Source organism: Streptomyces sp. NPDC104226, assembly GCF_055584085.1.
Window position 1 is genome coordinate 1 of sequence record NZ_JBVJMS010000007.1, and the last position, 18404, is coordinate 18404.

17 protein-coding genes are annotated in these 18404 nt (G+C 74.8%); 11 read left to right on the plus strand and 6 right to left on the minus strand.

Features of this window, described 5'->3' with window-relative positions:
- Positions 1-147: 147 nt before the first annotated feature.
- Positions 148-1941, minus strand: a complete 1794-nt coding sequence (locus ACZ60J_RS22010) for a helix-turn-helix domain-containing protein (protein WP_469684133.1) — start codon at positions 1939-1941, stop codon at positions 148-150.
- 119 nt (positions 1942-2060) lie between these two features.
- Between ACZ60J_RS22010 and ACZ60J_RS22015 the strand changes: the two genes are divergently transcribed.
- The gene (locus tag ACZ60J_RS22015) at positions 2061-3782 is read left to right on the plus strand and encodes a cell division protein PerM (RefSeq protein ID WP_469684135.1); all 1722 of its coding nucleotides are present in this window, start codon (positions 2061-2063) and stop codon (positions 3780-3782) included.
- Positions 3783-3791: 9 nt separating this feature from the next.
- On the opposite strand, the gene ACZ60J_RS22020 is transcribed toward ACZ60J_RS22015, so the two are convergent.
- Complete coding sequence (locus ACZ60J_RS22020; protein ID WP_469684137.1) at positions 3792-4511, minus strand: hypothetical protein; 720 nt, start codon at positions 4509-4511, stop codon at positions 3792-3794.
- Between the two features lie 261 nt (positions 4512-4772).
- Between ACZ60J_RS22020 and purN the strand changes: the two genes are divergently transcribed.
- Both purN and purH read left to right on the plus strand, forming a co-directional pair.
- Positions 4773-5396 carry a phosphoribosylglycinamide formyltransferase gene (gene purN / locus ACZ60J_RS22025; protein WP_469684139.1) on the plus strand — a complete coding sequence of 208 codons (624 nt, stop codon included), beginning with the start codon at positions 4773-4775 and terminating at the stop codon, positions 5394-5396.
- 32 nt (positions 5397-5428) lie between these two features.
- Positions 5429-7018 (plus strand): bifunctional phosphoribosylaminoimidazolecarboxamide formyltransferase/IMP cyclohydrolase, encoded by a 1590-nt coding sequence (gene purH / locus ACZ60J_RS22030; protein WP_469684141.1) that lies wholly within the window; start codon positions 5429-5431, stop codon positions 7016-7018.
- Between the two features lie 89 nt (positions 7019-7107).
- Here purH and ACZ60J_RS22035 read toward each other — a convergent pair whose 3' ends face one another.
- The gene (locus tag ACZ60J_RS22035) at positions 7108-8160 is read right to left on the minus strand and encodes an aldo/keto reductase (RefSeq protein ID WP_469684143.1); all 1053 of its coding nucleotides are present in this window, start codon (positions 8158-8160) and stop codon (positions 7108-7110) included.
- A gap of 254 nt (positions 8161-8414) precedes the next feature.
- Here ACZ60J_RS22035 and ACZ60J_RS22040 point away from each other — a divergent pair, with 254 nt between their 5' ends.
- The gene (locus tag ACZ60J_RS22040) at positions 8415-9314 is read left to right on the plus strand and encodes an MmyB family transcriptional regulator (protein WP_469684145.1); all 900 of its coding nucleotides are present in this window, start codon (positions 8415-8417) and stop codon (positions 9312-9314) included.
- A 44-nt stretch (positions 9315-9358) separates the two neighbouring features.
- Here ACZ60J_RS22040 and ACZ60J_RS22045 read toward each other — a convergent pair whose 3' ends face one another.
- Positions 9359-9994 carry a hypothetical protein gene (locus tag ACZ60J_RS22045; RefSeq protein WP_469684147.1) on the minus strand — a complete coding sequence of 212 codons (636 nt, stop codon included), beginning with the start codon at positions 9992-9994 and terminating at the stop codon, positions 9359-9361.
- Positions 9995-10296: 302 nt separating this feature from the next.
- Here ACZ60J_RS22045 and ACZ60J_RS22050 point away from each other — a divergent pair, with 302 nt between their 5' ends.
- The 5 genes from ACZ60J_RS22050 (at position 10297) to ACZ60J_RS22070 (ending at position 15164) form a co-directional block, all read left to right on the plus strand.
- Positions 10297-11160 carry a bifunctional methylenetetrahydrofolate dehydrogenase/methenyltetrahydrofolate cyclohydrolase gene (locus ACZ60J_RS22050; RefSeq protein WP_254382492.1) on the plus strand — a complete coding sequence of 288 codons (864 nt, stop codon included), beginning with the start codon at positions 10297-10299 and terminating at the stop codon, positions 11158-11160.
- The gene (locus ACZ60J_RS22055) at positions 11150-11743 is read left to right on the plus strand and encodes a DUF3017 domain-containing protein (protein WP_469684149.1); all 594 of its coding nucleotides are present in this window, start codon (positions 11150-11152) and stop codon (positions 11741-11743) included. The genes ACZ60J_RS22050 and ACZ60J_RS22055 overlap by 11 nt, the downstream gene beginning before the upstream one ends.
- A gap of 201 nt (positions 11744-11944) precedes the next feature.
- On the plus strand, positions 11945-12934 hold the full coding sequence (locus tag ACZ60J_RS22060; RefSeq protein WP_469684151.1) for a malate dehydrogenase: 990 nt from the start codon (positions 11945-11947) through the stop codon (positions 12932-12934).
- Between the two features lie 135 nt (positions 12935-13069).
- The gene (locus tag ACZ60J_RS22065) at positions 13070-14776 is read left to right on the plus strand and encodes a hypothetical protein (RefSeq protein WP_469684153.1); all 1707 of its coding nucleotides are present in this window, start codon (positions 13070-13072) and stop codon (positions 14774-14776) included.
- On the plus strand, positions 14766-15164 hold the full coding sequence (locus tag ACZ60J_RS22070; protein ID WP_469684155.1) for a hypothetical protein: 399 nt from the start codon (positions 14766-14768) through the stop codon (positions 15162-15164). The genes ACZ60J_RS22065 and ACZ60J_RS22070 overlap by 11 nt, the downstream gene beginning before the upstream one ends.
- 350 nt (positions 15165-15514) lie before the next feature.
- Here ACZ60J_RS22070 and ACZ60J_RS22075 read toward each other — a convergent pair whose 3' ends face one another.
- The gene (locus tag ACZ60J_RS22075) at positions 15515-15871 is read right to left on the minus strand and encodes a hypothetical protein (RefSeq protein WP_469684157.1); all 357 of its coding nucleotides are present in this window, start codon (positions 15869-15871) and stop codon (positions 15515-15517) included.
- Between ACZ60J_RS22075 and ACZ60J_RS22080 the strand changes: the two genes are divergently transcribed.
- Positions 15858-16280, plus strand: a complete 423-nt coding sequence (locus ACZ60J_RS22080) for a hypothetical protein (protein ID WP_469684159.1) — start codon at positions 15858-15860, stop codon at positions 16278-16280. The two genes, ACZ60J_RS22075 and ACZ60J_RS22080, sit on opposite strands and share 14 nt — an antisense overlap.
- Positions 16281-16304: 24 nt before the next feature.
- Here ACZ60J_RS22080 and ACZ60J_RS22085 read toward each other — a convergent pair whose 3' ends face one another.
- A complete protein-coding gene (locus ACZ60J_RS22085) occupies positions 16305-16793 on the minus strand; it encodes a carboxymuconolactone decarboxylase family protein (RefSeq protein ID WP_469684161.1) in 489 nt (162 codons plus the stop codon).
- Positions 16794-16839: 46 nt separating this feature from the next.
- Between ACZ60J_RS22085 and pdxR the strand changes: the two genes are divergently transcribed.
- Complete coding sequence (gene pdxR / locus ACZ60J_RS22090) at positions 16840-18258, plus strand: MocR-like pyridoxine biosynthesis transcription factor PdxR (RefSeq protein ID WP_469684163.1); 1419 nt, start codon at positions 16840-16842, stop codon at positions 18256-18258.
- Positions 18259-18404 lie beyond the last annotated feature (146 nt).

Below are 18404 nucleotides of genomic sequence, written 5' to 3' on the forward strand. Positions count from 1 at the left end.
GGGGGACAAGACGCCGACTGGAACCGCGAAGCTGGAGGGGGACATCCGAAACGCTGTGAATGGGGAAGCGCTCGTTGGTTATGGGGCGAGACGGGCGTGGCCCGCACCCTGTGAGGGGTGCGGGCCACGCCCGTTGCCGTCGTGCCGCTATTCGAGGCTCGGCGAGATCCGGGAGGGTCCGGCCGACGGGTCGGACAGCAGCTTGTCGTGGAGCTGCCGGCCCTCGTCCGTGAGCTGCTGCGGGCCGCTGTGCGGGGGTACGCCCGACACGCTCGCGCCGGGCGCGCGCGGAGGCTCGTACTCCCTCGGGGCGGTCACCCAGGTGTAGGCCGTCGCCGCGGTGATGACGGCCGTCACCCCGATCACCGCACGCGTCCACAGCCGGCTGCGGTGCTCGCCGGCCACCCGTACGACGGCTGCCGCGCGCGGCTCCAGCGGCCCCGCGGGCCGCAGCGTGCCGAGCCGCTCGCGCAGCACCGCGGACTGCTTCGCGGGCGGTACGCCGTCCAGTTCGGGGAGCCGGTCGGCGAGGTCGGCGTGCGCGTCCACGAGCCGGTTGCCCGCGGCCGGCGTGGAGGCCTCGGTCTCGGCGGCGGTGTCGGGGAGGTCCAGCCCGACGCCGTCGTAGAGCAGCACAGTGCGGCGGTGGGCCGGGGGCAGCGCGAGCATCGCGTCCAGCAGGATGCGGTCCGCGGGATCGGCCGGGGGCTCCTCGGGATGCCGGTGGGCCCGCCGGAACCGGTGCCACGGGGAGAGCGCGTACTCGTACGTGGCCGCGCGCACCCACCCGACCGGATCGGGGTCGGTGGCGACCTCGGGCCAGCGCTCCCACGCCTGCTGGAAGGCGCGCTCCACGGCCTCGCAGGAGAGGCCGTGGCGGCCGGTGAGGAGGTAGGCCTGACGGGTCAGGGCGGGGGCGACGCGGTCGTAGAGGGCCTCGAAGGCGTCGGTCGCCGACACCGTCGGGGCCGCGTCCTCGGCCGGGGCGTCCTCGGAGGCGGTACGGGCCTCCGCCGCCGGGCTGCCGGGCACGGCGGGGTCTGCCGCGGGTCCGGCAGGTCCCGCGGCCTTGGCGGCCGGTCCGGCGTCAGTTCCGGTCGGCTGTGCTGCGGCTGACGCGGAGTCGGCTCCGGAGCCGGAGCCCGTGCCGGCGCCGCTCGGCCGGGTGGCGGCTTCGGAGCCCGCCGCGGCGGGGTTCGCCGGGGCCGTGCCGGTGTCCGTACCGGTGCCGGGGGGCAGGTGGCTGCCGGGGCGGCGGGCCGCGCGGCCGGCTCCGCCCTGGCCGCCCGCGGCGGCACCGGCCCTGACCGGGGACTTGGAGTCGTGCCGGGGCATCGCGACGGGGGGCTTCGCGGCCCGCTTGGCGGCGGCCTTGGGCCGGGTCTGCGTGCTGACGGGCCGGGCGAGTCCGCGCATCATGCGCAGCCCGAACCGGCCCTCGGGGGCGTCGGCGCCTGACGCCGTGTCCGCATCTGCGGGAGCGGGGCCGGTTGCCGCCCCGACGGCCTCCGCCGTGTCCTCGGAGGCGTCCTCGGACGCGCCCTCCGCGTGCTCCTCCGCGGCACGCTCGCCCCGACCCTTCGCGGGGGTTGCGGAACCCGATTCGCAACCCGGGTCGGAACCCGATTCGGAACCCGCGCCCGGGCCCCTCCCGTCGCTCCGGGCAGGGTCCTCCGGGGCCGCCGAGCCGTCGGCCCGGGCCGTGGGGCCCGAGGGGGCGGAGCCGGGCGCGTCGTCGGCGGACAGCCTGGTCAGGAGCTTGGAGTAGGCCTCCAGCTTGCGGCCCCGCGGGTGGGTGCGGCCGGTTTCCCAGGAGCGGACCGTGTTCGAGGTGACACCCACCGCCGCCGCGACCTCTTCGTGCGTCAGATCGGCTGCTTCGCGCAGGCGTCGGCGTTCCTTCGGGGTGGGGAGACCCAGCTCCGTGACGCTCTGTGTCATGCCAGACTCCCCGCGACCCGGAATCCCTGACCGAAAAAGTACATAAACGTATATTGAGCGACACCACGGTCATTCGCCTGTTACCCGCCCATAGCGCGTGTCGTTGGCACCATGGCGTCGTGACCCAAGTGACCGAACGCGGGACCTCGTTGCCCACGCCCCCCAGGGCCCCCGTACGGCGTCGTTCACCGGCGGCAGCCGCGTGTGTCGTGGGTGGCGCCGTCGCCGCAGTACTGGGGCTCGGCTTCCTCGCCGTGCTCGTCGTCGTGCTGTGGATCAGCTCCCCGTACCCCGACAGCGGCCCCGGCGGCGCCCTGCACCTCGCCGCGGGCCTCTGGCTGCTCGCCCACGGGACCGAGCTCGTCCGCTACGACACCCTCTCCGGGGTGCCCGCCCCCGTCGGCCTGACCCCGCTGCTGCTGGTGGCCCTGCCCGCCCTGCTCATCCGGCGTGCCGCCCGGCTGGGCAGCGCCGCGCAGGAGGACCGGGGCGCGGAGCCGCTGCCCGCGGGCGTGGTGTTCTCCGCCGTGCTCTGCGGCTACCTGGCGGTCGGCGCCCTGGCCGTCGTCTACGCCGCCTCCGGGCCGATGCCCGCCGACCCGCTCAGTGCGGCCCGGCACCTCCCGCTGGTCGCCGCCCTCGCCGCCGCGGGCGGGGTCTGGGAGTACCGGGGCAGGCCGCTCGGGCAGCTGCCCGGCCGGCTCACCCGGCCCCGCTACGCGCTGGCGCTGCGGGCCGGCGCCGGCGGGGTCCTGGTGCTCCTCGGCGGCGGGGCCCTGCTGGTCGGGGTCTCGCTGGCCTGGCACGGGGCGGAGGTGCAGGGCTCCTTCGCGGCGCTGACCGGGGTCTGGTCGGGCCGCTTCGCGGTACTGCTGCTGGCCCTCGCGCTGATCCCGAACGCCGTCGTCTGGGGCGCCTCCTACGCCCTCGGCCCCGGTTTCGCGCTGGGCACCGGAGCCGCCGCGACCCCGCTCGGTTTCGACGGCCCGGGCGCGCTGCCGGGCTTCCCGCTGCTCGCGGCGCTGCCCGCGGAGGGTCCCGGCACGCCCCTGACCTGGGCCGTCGGCGCGGTGCCGGTGGTGGCCGGGCTGGCGGTGGGCTGGTTCGCGGTGCGCCGGGCACGCGACGTCTCGTACGGGGAGACCGCGCTCACGGCAGCGCTGGGCGCCCTGGTGTGCGCCCTGGCGACGGCCGTCCTCGCCGCGGCTTCGGCGGGGCCCCTCGGGTCCCGGGAGCTGGCCGCCTTCGGCCCCGTGTGGTGGCAGGCGGGTGCGGCGGCCCTGGGCTGGACCCTGGTCCTCGCGGTCCCGCTGGCCGTCTCCGTGCACGCCTGGCGGAACCGGCCCGCGAGGGGCCTGGCCGGCGAGGGTGCGGAGGACGGCTGGCACGACAGCGGCGTACGGGAGGTCCGCTGGGCGGCCCTGCGCCGTGCGGCGGGCACCCTGATCCCGGACTTCTCCGGCACCCCGGAGGAGGGCGGCGGGCCGTCCGCGGCCCGGGTCCCGGAGGAGGGGGTCCGGCCGGTGTCCGCACCGCCGAAGCGTCCCGTGCTGGTCATGCCCGGCCTGAAGCTGGACCTGACCCCGATCCCGATCCCGGCCCTGCCCGCGGAGCCGCCCCTGGCGACGACGCCCGCGCCCGGGGCGCTCGTGGCGGCCGGAGCGCCCCTCCCGGCGCCCCCGAGCGCGGCGGCCCCGCTCGTCCCGCCGGTGACCGGAGCCCGCGTCCTGACGCGCCGGACTCCGCCGCCGGATCCGGCGGCGGCGGCCACCCCGTCGCCCGAGACGCCGGCAGGGGTCCCGGCGCCGGCGCCGGCACCGGACCCCGCAGGAACCGACTGAGGACGGGCCCTACCGCTGGACCTGGAGCATCTTGCCGATGAAGTTGTCCGGCAGCAGGTCGTTGCACTGCAGCTCGGCCGGCTTGGTGAGGGCGTCCTGCTTGCAGACGTAGAAGTCCTTGTACGCGAGCTGCACCGCGTACGAGGACAGCGCCAGCAGGATCGCCAGCGAAGCGGTCACCAGGCCGCTCGCGGCCGCCGTCCGCTGGGGCCGCGCGGCGGCGCCCAGCGCGGCCAGGCCGCCCCGGGCCGCCCCGGGAGCCGCACCGGCACCCGATCCGGCGGCGCCCGCGCCGAGGTCCGTACCGGCGCCCCGGCCCGAGCTCGTCCCCACGTCCGCCGCCGAGGCGCCCGTGGTGCCCGTCGCACCCGAGGCGCCCTCCGCCCCGTCGCCGGAGGCCTTCGCCGGGACTCCGCGCAGCGCGCTGATCCCCCAGTACAGGGCGAGCGCGCCCAGCAGCAGCCCCATCGACGGGATGCCGAAGACCCCGAAGAAGAAGCCCCACATGCCGGCCAGCAGCGCGTACCGGGCCCGCCGCTGGATCGGGTCCGTGGGGTCCCAGCGAGCCGGTCCCGACCCGGGGTCCGCGCCCGGTCCCGACCCGGGGTTCTTCGGGTCGCCGCCGTCACCGCCGGCGCGCGGCTCCCAGAGCTGATCGGGCCGTCCTTCCGGGGGCGCCGCGAAGGGGTTGTCGTCGGTCGGGCGGTCGGGCTGGGGGCGGTCCGGCATCGGGTGTGTTTCATCCCCTGTGTCGTGGACGCCGCTGGGACGTCCGAGGCCTGTTTACGGCGTGTACGCCAGACGCTACCGCCCACCCGTCCCCCCGTCCCTCGGGGGCCGTCCGGTGTGCCGGTATCGTTGCAGGCGATCGGTGGCTTCGTATGGTCCCCCGTAAACCGGGGACCCGATTCTTCATGCGATCACACAAGACGAACGACGCGCCCCCGGTCACGCCGGGAGGCGCCCCCGCTCGACGAGAAAGGGCCTCCCATGGCCGCCTCCCGCCTGGTCGTGCTGGTCTCCGGATCCGGCACCAACCTCCAGGCCCTGCTCGACGCCATCGACGCCCACCCCGGCGGATCCGAGGGCTTCGGCGCCGAAGTCGTCGCCGTGGGAGCCGACCGCGAGAACATCGCCGGCCTGGAGCGTGCCGAGAAGGCCGGGATCCCCACCTTCGTCTGCCCGGTCAAGGCGTACGCGAGCCGTGCGGAGTGGGACGCCGCCCTGACGGAGGCCACGGACGCGCACGCGCCGGACCTCGTGGTCTCGGCGGGGTTCATGAAGATCGTCGGGCCAGAGTTCATCGGCCGCTTCGGCGGCCGGTTCGTCAACACCCACCCCGCCCTCCTTCCGGCCTTCCCGGGCGCCCACGGCGTACGGGACGCGCTCGCCTACGGCGCGAAGGTCACCGGCTGCACCGTCCACTTCGTGGACGCGGGCGTGGACACCGGTCCGATCATCGCCCAGGGTGTGGTCGAGGTCCGGGACGAAGAGGACGAAGCCGCTCTCCATGAGCGGATCAAGGAAGTCGAGCGCGAGCTGCTCGTCGACGTCGTGGGGCGCCTGGCCCGGCACGGCTACCGCATCGAGGGACGAAAGGTAACAATCCAGTGACCGCCGCAGAGGCCGCAGGGACCGTAGAGACCGTGACCGCAGAGGGCGAGGACCTCGCCGCGTCGAAGCGCCCGATCCGGCGCGCGCTCGTCAGCGTGTACGACAAGACGGGACTGGAAGAGCTGGCCCGCGGTCTGCACGAGGCGGGTGTCGCGCTCGTCTCGACCGGCTCCACCGCCTCGAAGATCGCCGCCGCCGGGGTGCCCGTCACCAAGGTCGAGGAGCTGACCGGCTTCCCCGAGTGCCTGGACGGCCGGGTCAAGACCCTGCACCCGCGCGTGCACGCCGGCATCCTCGCCGACCTGCGCCTGGAGGACCACCGCAACCAGCTCGCCGAGCTGGGCGTCGAGCCCTTCGACCTGGTGATCGTCAACCTCTACCCCTTCCTCGCGACCGTGCAGTCGGGCGCGACCGAGGACGAGTGCGTCGAGCAGATCGACATCGGCGGCCCTTCGATGGTCCGCGCCGCCGCCAAGAACCACCCCTCGGTGGCCGTGGTCACCAGCCCGGCCCGCTACGACGCCGTGATCGCCGCCGCCCAGGGCGGCGGCTTCGACCTCGCCGCCCGCAAGCGGCTCGCGGCCGAGGCCTTCCAGCACACCGCCGCGTACGACGTGGCCGTGGCCTCCTGGTTCACGAACGCGTACGCCCCGGAAGCCCCCGAGGACACGGCCGCCCTGCCCGAGTTCCTGGCCGGCGCCTGGGAGCGCAAGTCCACCCTCCGCTACGGCGAGAACCCGCACCAGGCCGCCGCCCTCTACACGGACGGTCAGCCGGGCGGGCTCGCCAACGCCGAGCAGCTGCACGGCAAGGAGATGTCCTACAACAACTACGTGGACACCGACGCGGCCCGCCGCGCCGCCTACGACCACGAAGAGCCCTGCGTCGCGATCATCAAGCACGCCAACCCGTGCGGCATCGCGGTGGGCAAGGACGTCGCCGAGGCCCACCGCAAGGCGCACGCCTGCGACCCGGTCTCGGCCTTCGGCGGGGTCATCGCCGTCAACCGCCCGGTGAGCGTGGAGCTCGCCGAGCAGGTCGCGGAGATCTTCACCGAGGTCATCGTCGCCCCCGACTTCGAGCCGGGCGCCGTCGAGGTGCTGGCGAAGAAGAAGAACATCCGCGTCCTGAAGGTCGAGGGCGCCCCGCACCAGCCGGCCGAGCTCAAGCCGATCTCGGGCGGTGTGCTGCTCCAGCAGAGCGACCTCGTGCAGGCCGACGGCGACGACCCGGCGACCTGGACGCTCGCCACCGGCGAGGCCCTCTCCGCCGACGAGCTCGCCGACCTGGCCTTCGCGTGGAAGGCCTGCCGCGCCGTCAAGTCCAACGCGATCCTGCTCGCCAAGGACGGCGCCTCGGTCGGCGTCGGCATGGGCCAGGTCAACCGCGTCGACTCCGCGAAGCTGGCCGTCGAGCGGGCGGGCGCCGAGCGCGCGCAGGGCTCGTACGCCGCCTCCGACGCCTTCTTCCCCTTCCCGGACGGGCTGGAGATCCTGACGGCCGCCGGCATCAAGGCCGTGGTCCAGCCGGGCGGTTCGGTGCGCGACGAGCTGGTCGTCGAGGCCGCGAAGGCGGCGGGCGTGACGATGTACCTGACCGGGACCCGGCACTTCTTCCACTGAGTCCGGTCCTCACCCGCAGACGGCGCAGGCCGCTCACCGCAGCAGCGCGGTGGGCGGCCTCAGCCGTCCGCGGGCGCCGGTCGACGCCGTCATGCGGCGCGTACGGGGCCCTGGCCCGCGCCCGTCTCCTCGATCGCGCGGGCGATCCCGGCGAGGTCGGCCTCCGTGAGGGAGACCGAGCCGGCGCCGGTCCAGCCGTCCACCTGCCGCGGGGAACGGGCACCGACGATCGCGCCGCTCACCCCCGGCCAGGCCAGTGCCCAGGCGACGGCCACCTCGGCGACCGAGACGCCGTGGCGCGCGGCGACGGGGCGCAGGGCCTCGGCGAGTTCCAGGTTGGCGGCCAGTCCCGTGGTGAAGTCGTGGTGGGACGAACGCCAGTCGTCGGCGCCCAGGTTCGCCGCGCGCTCGGCGGTGAAGGCCCCGGTGAGCAGGCCCGACTGCATCGGCGAGTAGACGATGACGCCCGTGCCGTGGGCGCGGGCCCAGGCGATCTCGGCGGCCGCGGAGCGGTTGATCGCGGAGAACGGCGGCTGGACGACGTCGACGTGGGCGATCCGCTCGGCCGCCTCCAGCAGGTCGGGCGTGTGGTTGGACAAGCCGATCGCCCGCACCTTGCCCTCGGCCTTCAGGTCGGCCATGACCTGCCAGTACTCCGCCAGCGGCGTGGCGTTGGGGGACACCGAGCCGAAGCCGTCACCGGCGTACTCCAGCGACTCTCCGGTGTCGGGGTAGTGCACCTGGTACAGGTCGATGTGGTCGACGCCCAGCCGGCGCAGCGAGTCCTCGACCTCGCGGCGCACACTGGCCGGCTTCATGATCCGCCGGGGCGTGGACGAGGGGTTCTCGGGGTCCCAGACCAGACCGGCCTTGGTGAAGACGTACGGGCGCTCGGCCTGCGGCAGGTCCGCGAGGGCCTTGCCGACGAGTTCCTCGGAGTGGCCCAGGCCGTAGACGGCGGCGGTGTCGATCCAGTTCACCCCGCTCTCGACGGCGTGGCGGATGGCCGCGACGGACTCGGCGTCGTCGGTGGCGCCCCAGCCGAAGCTCCAGCCGGAGCCGGCCACGGCCCAGGAGCCGAAGCCGACGCGGGTGATGTCCATGCCGGTGGTGCCGAGCGGGGTGGTGGGAAGGGCGTTCATGGTGCTGGTCTCTCCTGTACGAAGTCCGGCCGGCCGGTGAGACCCGGCCCGCCGCGCCGTTCTCTCCGGCGCTGACACCATCTTTCGCCGGATCCGACGGGCTACCCAGGGCCCGGCTGAGCCTGGGCACCCCCGGAACCCGGGTCTGCCGGAACCCCCCTCCCGGGGACCCGCACGCGTTCCTTGATCTAATGGCCGCGCAGGCCGGGGGCGGCCGGGAGGCCGGGCGAACAGGGGGACGGATCGTGGCACAGGTGGGCCAGAGCCATCACAGGAGCGAGCTCGGGGACTTCCTGCGCTCGCGGCGCGCCCGGCTGCGGCCCGAGGACGCGGGGCTGCGGGCCTTCGGCGAGCGCCGCCGGGTACCGGGCCTGCGCCGGGAGGAGCTCGCCCAGCTCGCCGGTGTGAGCGTCGACTACTACGTGCGCTTCGAGCAGGGCCGTACCGCCAACGTCTCGGACGCGGTGGTGGCCGCCGTGGCCGCGGCCCTGCGGCTGGACGAGACCGAGACGGGCCACCTCCACCGGCTCGTCCGCACGGCGTCCCAGGGCTCCCGGACCGGGACCGCCGCTGCCGGGACGCCCGCGCCCGGGACCGCCGCTCCCGAGCAGCAGGTGCGCCCGGGCCTGCTGAACCTGCTGCGGTCCATGCCCGGCACGCCCGCCTTCGTCGTGGGCCGCCGCACCGACGTGCTGGCCTGGAACCCGCTGTTCGCGACGCTGATCACCGATTTCTCGCAGCTGCCGGCGCAGCAGCGCAACAAGGCCTGGCTGGTCTTCCTCCACGAGGAGACCCGCAGCCGGTTCGTGAACTGGGAGACCAAGGCCCGCGACCTGGTCGCCTACCTGCGCTTCGACCGCGGCCGCCATCCGGACGACCCGGCCTTCACCCGGCTGGTGGACGAACTGTCCGAGCGCAGCGCGGAGTTCAGGCGGCTGTGGGAGCTGCGCGAGGTCCGGGAGAAGACCCACGGCGGCTACCACCTGCGCCACCCCGAGGCCGGCGAGTTCACCCTCGCCTACGAGAGCCTCACCCTGCCCGCGGATCCCGACCAGACCCTGATCATGTACACCGCCGAGCCCGGATCCTCCTCGGAGGCGGCCCTGCGGATCCTCGCAGGGCGGACGCGGGACCCCGACGCCGTCCTCACGTAGGCCGCCCCTTCCGTATCCTGCCGGGGATCCCGCCGCCGCGGGTGTCAGTACCGCGGGCGGCCGAAGTACGCGCCGGCCGCGGAGTTGGCCAGGCCGATGATGATCCACAGGCCCAGGCCGAGCGAGATCAGCCCGAGGACCAGCGAGAACGCGGCGGCGCCGGCCAGGGCGCCGTGCTCGCTGCTGAGCGTGACCACGTTGCCGACCAGGCCGATGGCGGCGAAGAGGACCTGCAGCGAGCCGTAGATGATCCCGGAGACCCGTACGCCGCCGCGGCCCTTGCCCAGCTTGGCCGCGGTCAGGATCGGCCACAGGGAGTAGGCGAGGAGGGCGATGCCGATGATGACGAAGAAGATGCTCAGGGCGGTGGCCGCGTCGCTCGAAGACGAGCTGCCGGTGTCGAACTCGGAGGCGAACAGGGCGCCGATGACGGCGACGGCCACGCCGCCGAGGGCCGAGAGGATCCCGAGGATCCAGAGGACGACCCGCGCCCCCTTGACCCCGCCCGGCATCGGCACCTGCGCGCCCGGGAAGCCGGGGCCGCCCGGGTAGGCCTGCTGCGGGTAGGCGTAGCCGCCCTGGGCCGGGATGCCCTGAGGGGCCTGCTGGGGGTATCCGTAGGCGGGCTGGCCGCCCTGCGGCTGCTGCGCGTAGGGGTTGTTCGGGTCGCCGTAGCTCATCTGGGGTGTTCCTCCGTGGAAGTGCGGGGACGCACGGCACGCGCGGAGGAGTCACTGCAAATCGTGCGGCCCGCCCCCCGGCACTGCCCGCGGCACTCTTTCCCCGCATGGTCGTCGGGCCGGACCGGGCTTGTCCAGCCGGGACGCCGCCGGCCAGGCACTTGTTGTGCAGATGCAACGAAGCCAGCACGAAGCCGGAACGAAGCCGGAACGCGGCAGGAGCGAGGCGGGAACGCAGCCGGACAGGTCGTACGGGAGGCCGCGACTGGCTCCGCGGCCGCTCCATCCGGGAGGATGGGGTCATGACTGCCCAGATTCTCGACGGCAAGGCCACCGCAGCCGCGATCAAGTCCGAACTGACCGCCCGCGTGGCGGCGCTCAAGGCCCGGGGCATCACCCCGGGCCTCGGCACCCTGCTGGTCGGCGACGACCCGGGCAGCCGCTGGTACGTCAACGGCAAGCACAAGGACTGCGCCGAGGTCGGCATCGCCTCCCTCCAGCGCGAACTGCCCGCGACGGCCTCCCAGGAGGACATCGAGGAGGTCGTGCGGGAGCTGAACGCCAACCCGGAGTGCACCGGCTACATCGTGCAACTCCCCCTTCCCAAGGGCATCGACACCAACCGCGTCCTGGAGCTCATGGACCCGGCGAAGGACGCCGACGGCCTGCACCCGATGTCACTCGGCAGGCTGGTCCTGAACGAGCCGGGCCCGCTGCCGTGCACCCCGTACGGGATCGTCCAGCTGCTGCGCCACCACGGCGTCGAGATCAACGGCGCGCACGTGGTCGTCCTCGGCCGCGGGATCACCGTCGGCCGGTCCATCGGACTGCTGCTCACCCGCAAGTCCGAGAACGCGACCGTGACCCTGTGCCACACCGGTACCCGCGACCTGTCCGGGCTGCTGCGCCAGGCGGACATCGTCGTCGCGGCGGCCGGCGTGCCGCACCTGGTCAAGCCGGAGGACGTGAAGCCGGGCGCGGCCGTGCTCGACGTCGGCGTCAGCCGCGACGAGAACGGCAAGATCGTCGGGGACGTGCACCCCGGGGTCGCGGACGTGGCCGGCTGGATCTCCCCGAACCCGGGCGGCGTCGGCCCGATGACCCGGGCGCAGCTGCTCGTCAACGTCGTAGAGGCCGCCGAGCGGGCGGTTCCCCGTGCCGGCTGAGCACGAGCCGGAGCCCGGCACCGCCCCCGAACCCGCCCGGACCCCCGCTCCCACCAGGTCCGCCGCCTCCGCGGCCGCGCGCCACGTGCCGAGCTGGGCCAGGAAGGAAGACGGGGTCGGGGCCGGCGGGCCGACCCCCGGATCCGCGGACGCCGACGGGCCGGGCGGGGCGGACGGGCCGGGCGAGGCGGACGGGGCCAAGTCGCGCCGCTTCCCCTCGGTCACCCGGGACACCGCGCGTCCCGAGGGCGGCGGCCGGGCCGCGCCCGGTGACGCCCCGGCTCCGGCCCGGCAGTGGCCGATGCTGGCCGTCCTGGCCGCCACCGCGGCCGGACTGCTGCTCACCGCGATGGGCCATGCGCGCGGCGGCTGCCTGCTGATCGGGATCGCGATGATCGCGGGTTCGGTGATGCGCCGGCTGCTGCCCTCCGTGGGCATGCTCGCGGTGCGCTCCCGCTTCACGGACATGGTCACGTACGGCCTGCTGGGCGTGGCGATCACGATGCTCGCGCTCGTCATGGAACCCAGGCCGTGGCTGAACCTTCCCTTCCTGGAGACCGCGGTCCGTTTCACGGTCCGCTGAGTCCTCAGGGGCCCCCGGGCCACCCCCGGAGGACGCCCCGTGTGCCCCGCGCCACACGGGGCGGGGGATTGGGGTGTTCCCGGGTCGGATAGCCTGACCGCGGATGTCTCTTCACGTCAAGATTTTCCGGGCCACGGAGCGGCGTCCTCCCAGCACATGGGGCAAGGACGCCCCACCCCCAGCTGTCTAACGGAGAAGGCCATGACCCGCACTCCCGTGAATGTCACCGTCACCGGCGCCGCCGGCCAGATCGGCTACGCGCTGCTCTTCCGCATCGCCTCCGGCCACCTGCTCGGCGCGGACGTGCCGGTCAAGCTCCGCCTCCTGGAGATCCCCCAGGGCATGAAGGCCGCCGAGGGCACCGCCATGGAGCTCGACGACTGCGCCTTCCCGCTGCTCGCCGGCATCGACATCTTCGACGACCCGAACAAGGGCTTCGAGGGTGCCAACGTCGCGCTGCTGGTCGGCGCCCGCCCGCGCACCAAGGGCATGGAGCGCGGTGACCTGCTCTCCGCCAACGGCGGTATCTTCAAGCCGCAGGGCGCCGCGATCAACGCGCACGCCGCGGACGACATCAAGGTCCTGGTCGTGGGCAACCCGGCCAACACCAACGCGCTCATCGCGCAGGCCGCCGCCCCGGACGTACCGGCCGAGCGCTTCACCGCGATGACCCGCCTGGACCACAACCGCGCGATCTCGCAGCTGGCCGCCAAGACCGGCGCCGCCGTCTCCGACATCAAGCGCCTCACCATCTGGGGCAACCACTCGGCGACCCAGTACCCGGACATCTTCCACGCGGAGATCGCCGGCAAGAACGCCGCCGAGCTGGTCAACGACCAGGCCTGGCTGGCCGACGACTTCATCCCGACCGTCGCCAAGCGCGGTGCGGCGATCATCGAGGCCCGCGGCGCGTCCTCGGCCGCCTCGGCCGCCAACGCCGCCATCGACCACGTCCACACGTGGGTCAACGGCACCGCCGCCGGCGACTGGACCTCCATGGGCATCCCGTCGGACGGCTCCTACGGCGTCCCGGAGGGCATCATCTCCTCCTTCCCCGTCACCACCAAGAACGGCACGTACGAGATCGTCCAGGGCCTGGACATCAACGAGTTCTCCCGTGCGCGCATCGACGCGTCCGTGGCGGAGCTCGTCGAGGAGCGCGACGCGGTGCGCGAGCTCGGCCTGATCTAGTCGTTCCCGTACGGCCGGGCCGCGCAGGCCCCCGTACGAGCGGTACGAACACCACAACGCCCCGGCCAAACCTGGCCGGGGCGTTTGGCGTGAATCGTTCTGTCGCCGCATGGAGGGGAACCCTAGGGTCGGTCGGTGACCGAGAACGCGATTCCCCAGCAGCCCGGCGGCAGTTGGGCCGGTCCCTCCGCGGGCCGCCCCCCGGTCCACCCCTCCCTCAGCGAGGCCGGCCGCTTCCTGTGCGCGGGGACGTACCTCGACGCGGGGTACCGGGACCGGGTCATCGACGAGCTGTACGTCCACGAGGAACGGATCGTCGCCCCCTCCTACGGCTACGACGCCTCCCGGGTCCTCGCCCACGCGCTGCGCGCGCGCCGCGCCGAACTGGGCTGGGCCGCCGGGGTCCTCGGGGCCTGGTTCGTCGGATCCCTGCTCACGGGCGGCGCCCTCGCCGCACTGGTCCTGCCCTTCCTCCTGCTGAGCCTCGCCGACTGGCTGCGCGCCCGGAACGTCCCGGGGCTGCGCCTCCTGTCCGTGATCGTGCGGATCTACGCCTGGTGGACGCTGGCCTTCGCCCTGCTCGTCGTCGGCTTCGGCGGGGTCATGCTGTTCAGCGCCCTGGAGTCGGTGGGCGGGGGCGGTGTCCTGCCCTTCGGCACGGCGGGCGAAGCGGCCGCGGGCACCGCCGCCCTGTGGTGGGTGCCGGTGGTCTTCGCCGGGGTGGTCACCGTCGTGGGGCTCCAGCGCGGACACGTCTTCCGCACCCTCGCCACCGAGCTCTCCGAGCCCCGCTACGCCGACCACGCGAACGACCCGGCCGAAGCCGCCGACGGGGCCCGCTTCCAGCGGGTCCGCCAGCGCATCCGGGCCGAGCAGCACGCGCCGATGATCATGTACGACATCAACGACCCGTTCTGCGGGGCCGGCGATCCCTTCCGGCCCTGGCAGCTGTCCGTGGAGCTGCGCCCGCGCGAAGGCCTCGGCCCCGACCGCAAGCCGGTCGCCGTCACCAACGCCCACATCCTGGCGCGGATCGTCCCGCTGCTGGAAGGCCTGCGGGTGCCCTCCCCGCACGGCTCCCCGGAACAGGCCGCCGCCGTGGGCGACCGGATGCGCGAACTGGTCCTGGACGAGTGCGTGTTCCTGCCCGCGGGCGGGCTGCCGCACCGGGACACCGCGCAGGTGGTGCACGGGCAGTTCGGCGAGCAGCGGGCCGCCTCCATCGAGGAGGGCGGCGAGCGCCGCCGGCACTTCCTGCGCGTCCGGGTGGGCGGCTGGGACGAGAACCTCGTCGTCACCGTCTTCGTACGGGTCCACACGCAGGGCGGGATGATGATGCTGGAGGTGGCCCCGCACGTGCTGCTGCCCGTCCGGACCGACTTCCACAACGCGGACGCGGACGCCCAGCGCTACCGCAACAACAGCGGCTTCGGCAAGGCCGTCTGGGCCCTGCGCAACACCCCCGGCTCCCTCGCGGCCTCCGCGGCCACGCTGGGCCGCGGCCTGGCGAGCTGGTGGCGGATCGTCACCGGCGGCCACGGCGGGGCCCGGCCGGAGGGACCTCGGACGTCGGTGCGCGAGCTGGCATCCGAGGACAACGGCTCGCTGTTCCACCTGATGGACCTCGACCGGTTCCTCAAGACGATCCAGGACCGGGTCGTCGGCGGCGTCGTCCTCGCCCTGCACGAAGCGGGCTGGCACACCGAGGAGTTCGCGCAGCGCGCGGTCAACGTCGCCGAGGGCGGGGTGTTCATCCAGTCGGTGAACCACAGCGCCTTCAGCGTCGGCGGCAGCAACAACACCAACAGCACCAAGGTCAAGAGGAGTTCCGGTGGCAACTGAAGACGGCGTGACGGGGACGGGCGCTGCCGGGCAGGAGCCCGCGGTCCGCATCGGCGATGTCACGGGCAGTGCGTTCAGCATCGGCGGCAGCAACAACACCAACACCGTGCACCACGGGGGAGCGGGGACGGACCCGGTCGGGCCGCAGGCCCTCCTCGACGCCGTACTGGAGCTGCGCGCGGCCCTCGTACGGCTGCCGCGCGGAGCGGACAGGGCGGCGCTCGACGCCGAGCTCGACGGGGTCGCCGAGGGACTGGAGGGGGCCGAGGAGATCCGCCCCGGCCTGGTGCCCCGGCTCCGCGGAGCCCTGGAACGCTGGGCCCCGCTGGTGGACTCGGTCAGCGCCGCGACCGCCCTGGCCGGGCTCTTGACCACCCTGGGAGGCTGACGCGTGCCCCCGCAGAACGCCCCCCGCTGGGACCCCGTGACCCAGCGCTGGGTCACGGACCCCGACCCGCCCCGGCCCGACCAGCCGCCGCTCCCCGCACCGACCCCGAGCCACGCCCCGCCACCGACACCCGCGCCGGGTCCGGTGCCTGCCCCCGTTCCGGGTCCGCCGCCCGTTCCGGGTCAGGCGCCCGTTCCCGGCCCGGCACCCGCGCCCGCTCCGGGCCACGACCCGGCCCCGGGCGTAGCCCCGGCCCCCGCTCCGGGCCGGCCGCCCGCTCCCGGCTACGCACTGGACCCTGGCCCGGCCGCCACCGTTCCCGGCTACGGCCCGGGGGCGGCGCCGGACCCCTACCCGTACCCGGCGTATCCGCATCCGCAGCCCGGGCAGCCGGGGTACCCCGTACAGCCGCCGCCCCCGCGGGCCGGCGGGCGGTGGCTGACGCCGACCACGGCGGCCGTCGCCGTGGCCGCGCTCGCACTCGGGGCCGCCGCCGTGTGGTTCGTGGCGCGGGACACCGGGGAGCAGCCGCCGCAGGCGGGGCCGACGGCGGCCGGCGCCCCGCCGAGCGGGGACGGGACGACGGGCCCGTCGGCCACGGCCACCCGCTCCTCTTCCTCCCCGTCGCCGACGGGCAGCGGCAGCCCCACGCCCAGCCCGAGCCCCAGCCCGAGCGACTCCGCCCACGAGACCGTGCGCGACGCCAAGGGGTTCACCCTCGCCGTGCCCGCCGGGTGGCTCCGGGAGGAGGCCGCCGCGGGGGTCTTCTACCGCTCTCCCGACCGCACCGCGCTGGTCCAGGTCTTCCAGGTGAGCGAGCCCGAACTGACCCCGCTCGCAGCCGTCCAGGGCGCCTCCGCCTACCTGCGCGCCCAGACCACCGGCTACGAGGAGATCCGCGTGGGCCCGGCCGAGGGCGCCCCCGAGGGCGGGGAGCTGGTCTACGAGTACGACAGCGCGGAGTCGCACGGCCGGCGCCGCGGCGTGGAACGGGTCTTCGTCGCCGAGGACGGCAAGAAGTGGGCCGTCCTCACGGCGGGCCCCGCGCCCGAGTGGACGCTCACCCAGTCCCACCACAAAGCCGCGCTGGCCGCCTTCCGCCCCACGGGCGGATGACGGCCGGGCGCGGCGCGCGAGGGGTTACTTGTACATCCCCGGGGTGTAGTGCCCCGGGGTCAGGCGGGTGGTGACGCCGATCCGGTTCCAGACGTTGATCGCGGCGATCAGGGCGATCACCTGGGCCAGCTCCTTCTCCTCGAAGTGCTTCGCGGCCCGCTCGTAGACCTCGTCGGGAACGAAACCGTCCGTCAGGACGGTCACGGCCTCCGTCAGCTCGATCGCGGCGAGCTCCTTCTCCGTGTAGAAGTGCCGCGACTCCTCCCAGGCGCCGAGCAGCAGCAGCCGCTCCACGTCCTCGCCCGCCGCGAGGGCGTCCTTGGAGTGCATGTCGATGCAGAAGGCGCAGTGGTTGATCTGCGAGGCGCGCAGTTTGACGAGCTCGACCAGGGCCGGGTCCAGACCCTTGGCCGCCGCCGCGTCCAGGGCCACGGCGGCCTTGTAGAACTCGGGGGCGAGCTTCGCGAGCTGCATGCGGGGGGTGTGTTCGGATGCCTTCTCGGTGTTGGTCATGGCATCAGCCTAGGAGCCGGGCGGCCCGCCTATATGGTCCATGTCCATGACGGAATCGTGGGCCACTTTCGGTGCCGACCTGCATCTGGAGCCGGTCCCCGGGCGCGGCGTCCGGGCCGGGCTGACCGAGGCGCTGCGCGAGGCGGCGCGCAGCGGGCGGCTGGCCCCGGGGACCCGGCTGCCCTCCTCGCGCTCGCTCGCGGTGGACCTCGGGATCGCCCGCAACACCGTCGCCGAGGCCTACGCCGAGCTCGTCGCCGAGGGGTGGCTCACCGCCCGGCGGGGCTCCGGGACCCGGGTCGCGGAGCGGGCCCGGGTGGGGGTCGGGGCGGGGGCCGCGGGACGGCGTTCCGCGGCGGCCGTACCCGTACGGCGCCCCGTGCGCGCGCAGACCTCGTACAGCCTGAAGCCCGGCTCCCCGGACCTGGGCGGCTTCCCGCGCGCCGCCTGGCTGGCGGCGGCCCGGCGGGCCCTGACCGAGGCGCCGAACGAGGCCTTCGGGTACGCGGACCCGCGCGGTCGGGTGGAGCTGCGCGAGGCCCTCGCCGGGTACCTGGCGCGGGCCCGCGGGGTGTACGCCGACCCCGAGCACATCGTGCTGTGCGCGGGCTTCGGCCAGGCCCTGATACTGCTCGCGCGGATGCTGCGGGCGCGGCGGATCCGGGACGTGGCGGTCGAGGGGTACGGGCTGGACGCGCACCGGGACCTGCTCACCGGCGCCGGGCTGCGGACGCGGCCGCTGGCGGTGGACGGGGCGGGGGCCCGCACCACCGGGCTGGCCGGTTCCGGCGCCGGGGCGGTGCTGCTGACGCCGGCGCACCAGTTCCCGACGGGCGCCGCGCTGACGCCCGGGCGGCGGGCGGCGGCGGTGGACTGGGCGCGGTCCACCGGCGGGCTGATCCTGGAGGACGACTACGACGGGGAGTTCCGCTACGACCGCCAGCCGGTCGGCGCGCTCCAGGGGCTGGACCCGGACCGGGTCGTGTACCTGGGCACGGCGAGCAAGTCGCTGGCGCCGGGGCTTCGGATGGGCTGGATGGTGGTGCCGGGGCCGCTGCTGGACGAGGTGCTCGCGGTGAAGGGGCGGACCGACTGGAGCTCCAGCGCGCTGGACCAGCTGACGCTCGCGGAGTTCATCCGGTCCGGGGCGTACGACCGGCACGTGCGGGGGATGCGGCTGCGGTACCGGCGGCGGCGCGACGAGCTGGTGGCGGCGGTCGGGTCCCGTGCGGTGGTCTCCGGGATCGCGGCCGGACTGCACGCGGTGCTGGATCTTCCGCCGGGCGGGGAGCGGGCGGCCCTGCGGGCGGCCGCCTGGCAGGATCTGGGGCTGCTGCCGCTGTCCTTCTTCCGGCATCCGGAGGCGGCGATGCCTTCGCGGGAGGCGCTCGTCGTCGGCTTCGGGACTCCGTCCCAGAGTGCGTGGGCGCCGACGCTGTCCGCGCTGGTCGCTTCGCTCCCGTGAGCGCGCCCTGCGGGGCCGTCCCCTACCCACCCTTCCCCCGTTCCCCGGGGCTGCGCCCCGGACCCCCCCCGCGGGGCTCCGCCCCGGACCCCGGTCCTCAAACACCGGACGGGTGGGAGGGCCTCATGCGCTGGACGGGTGGGAGG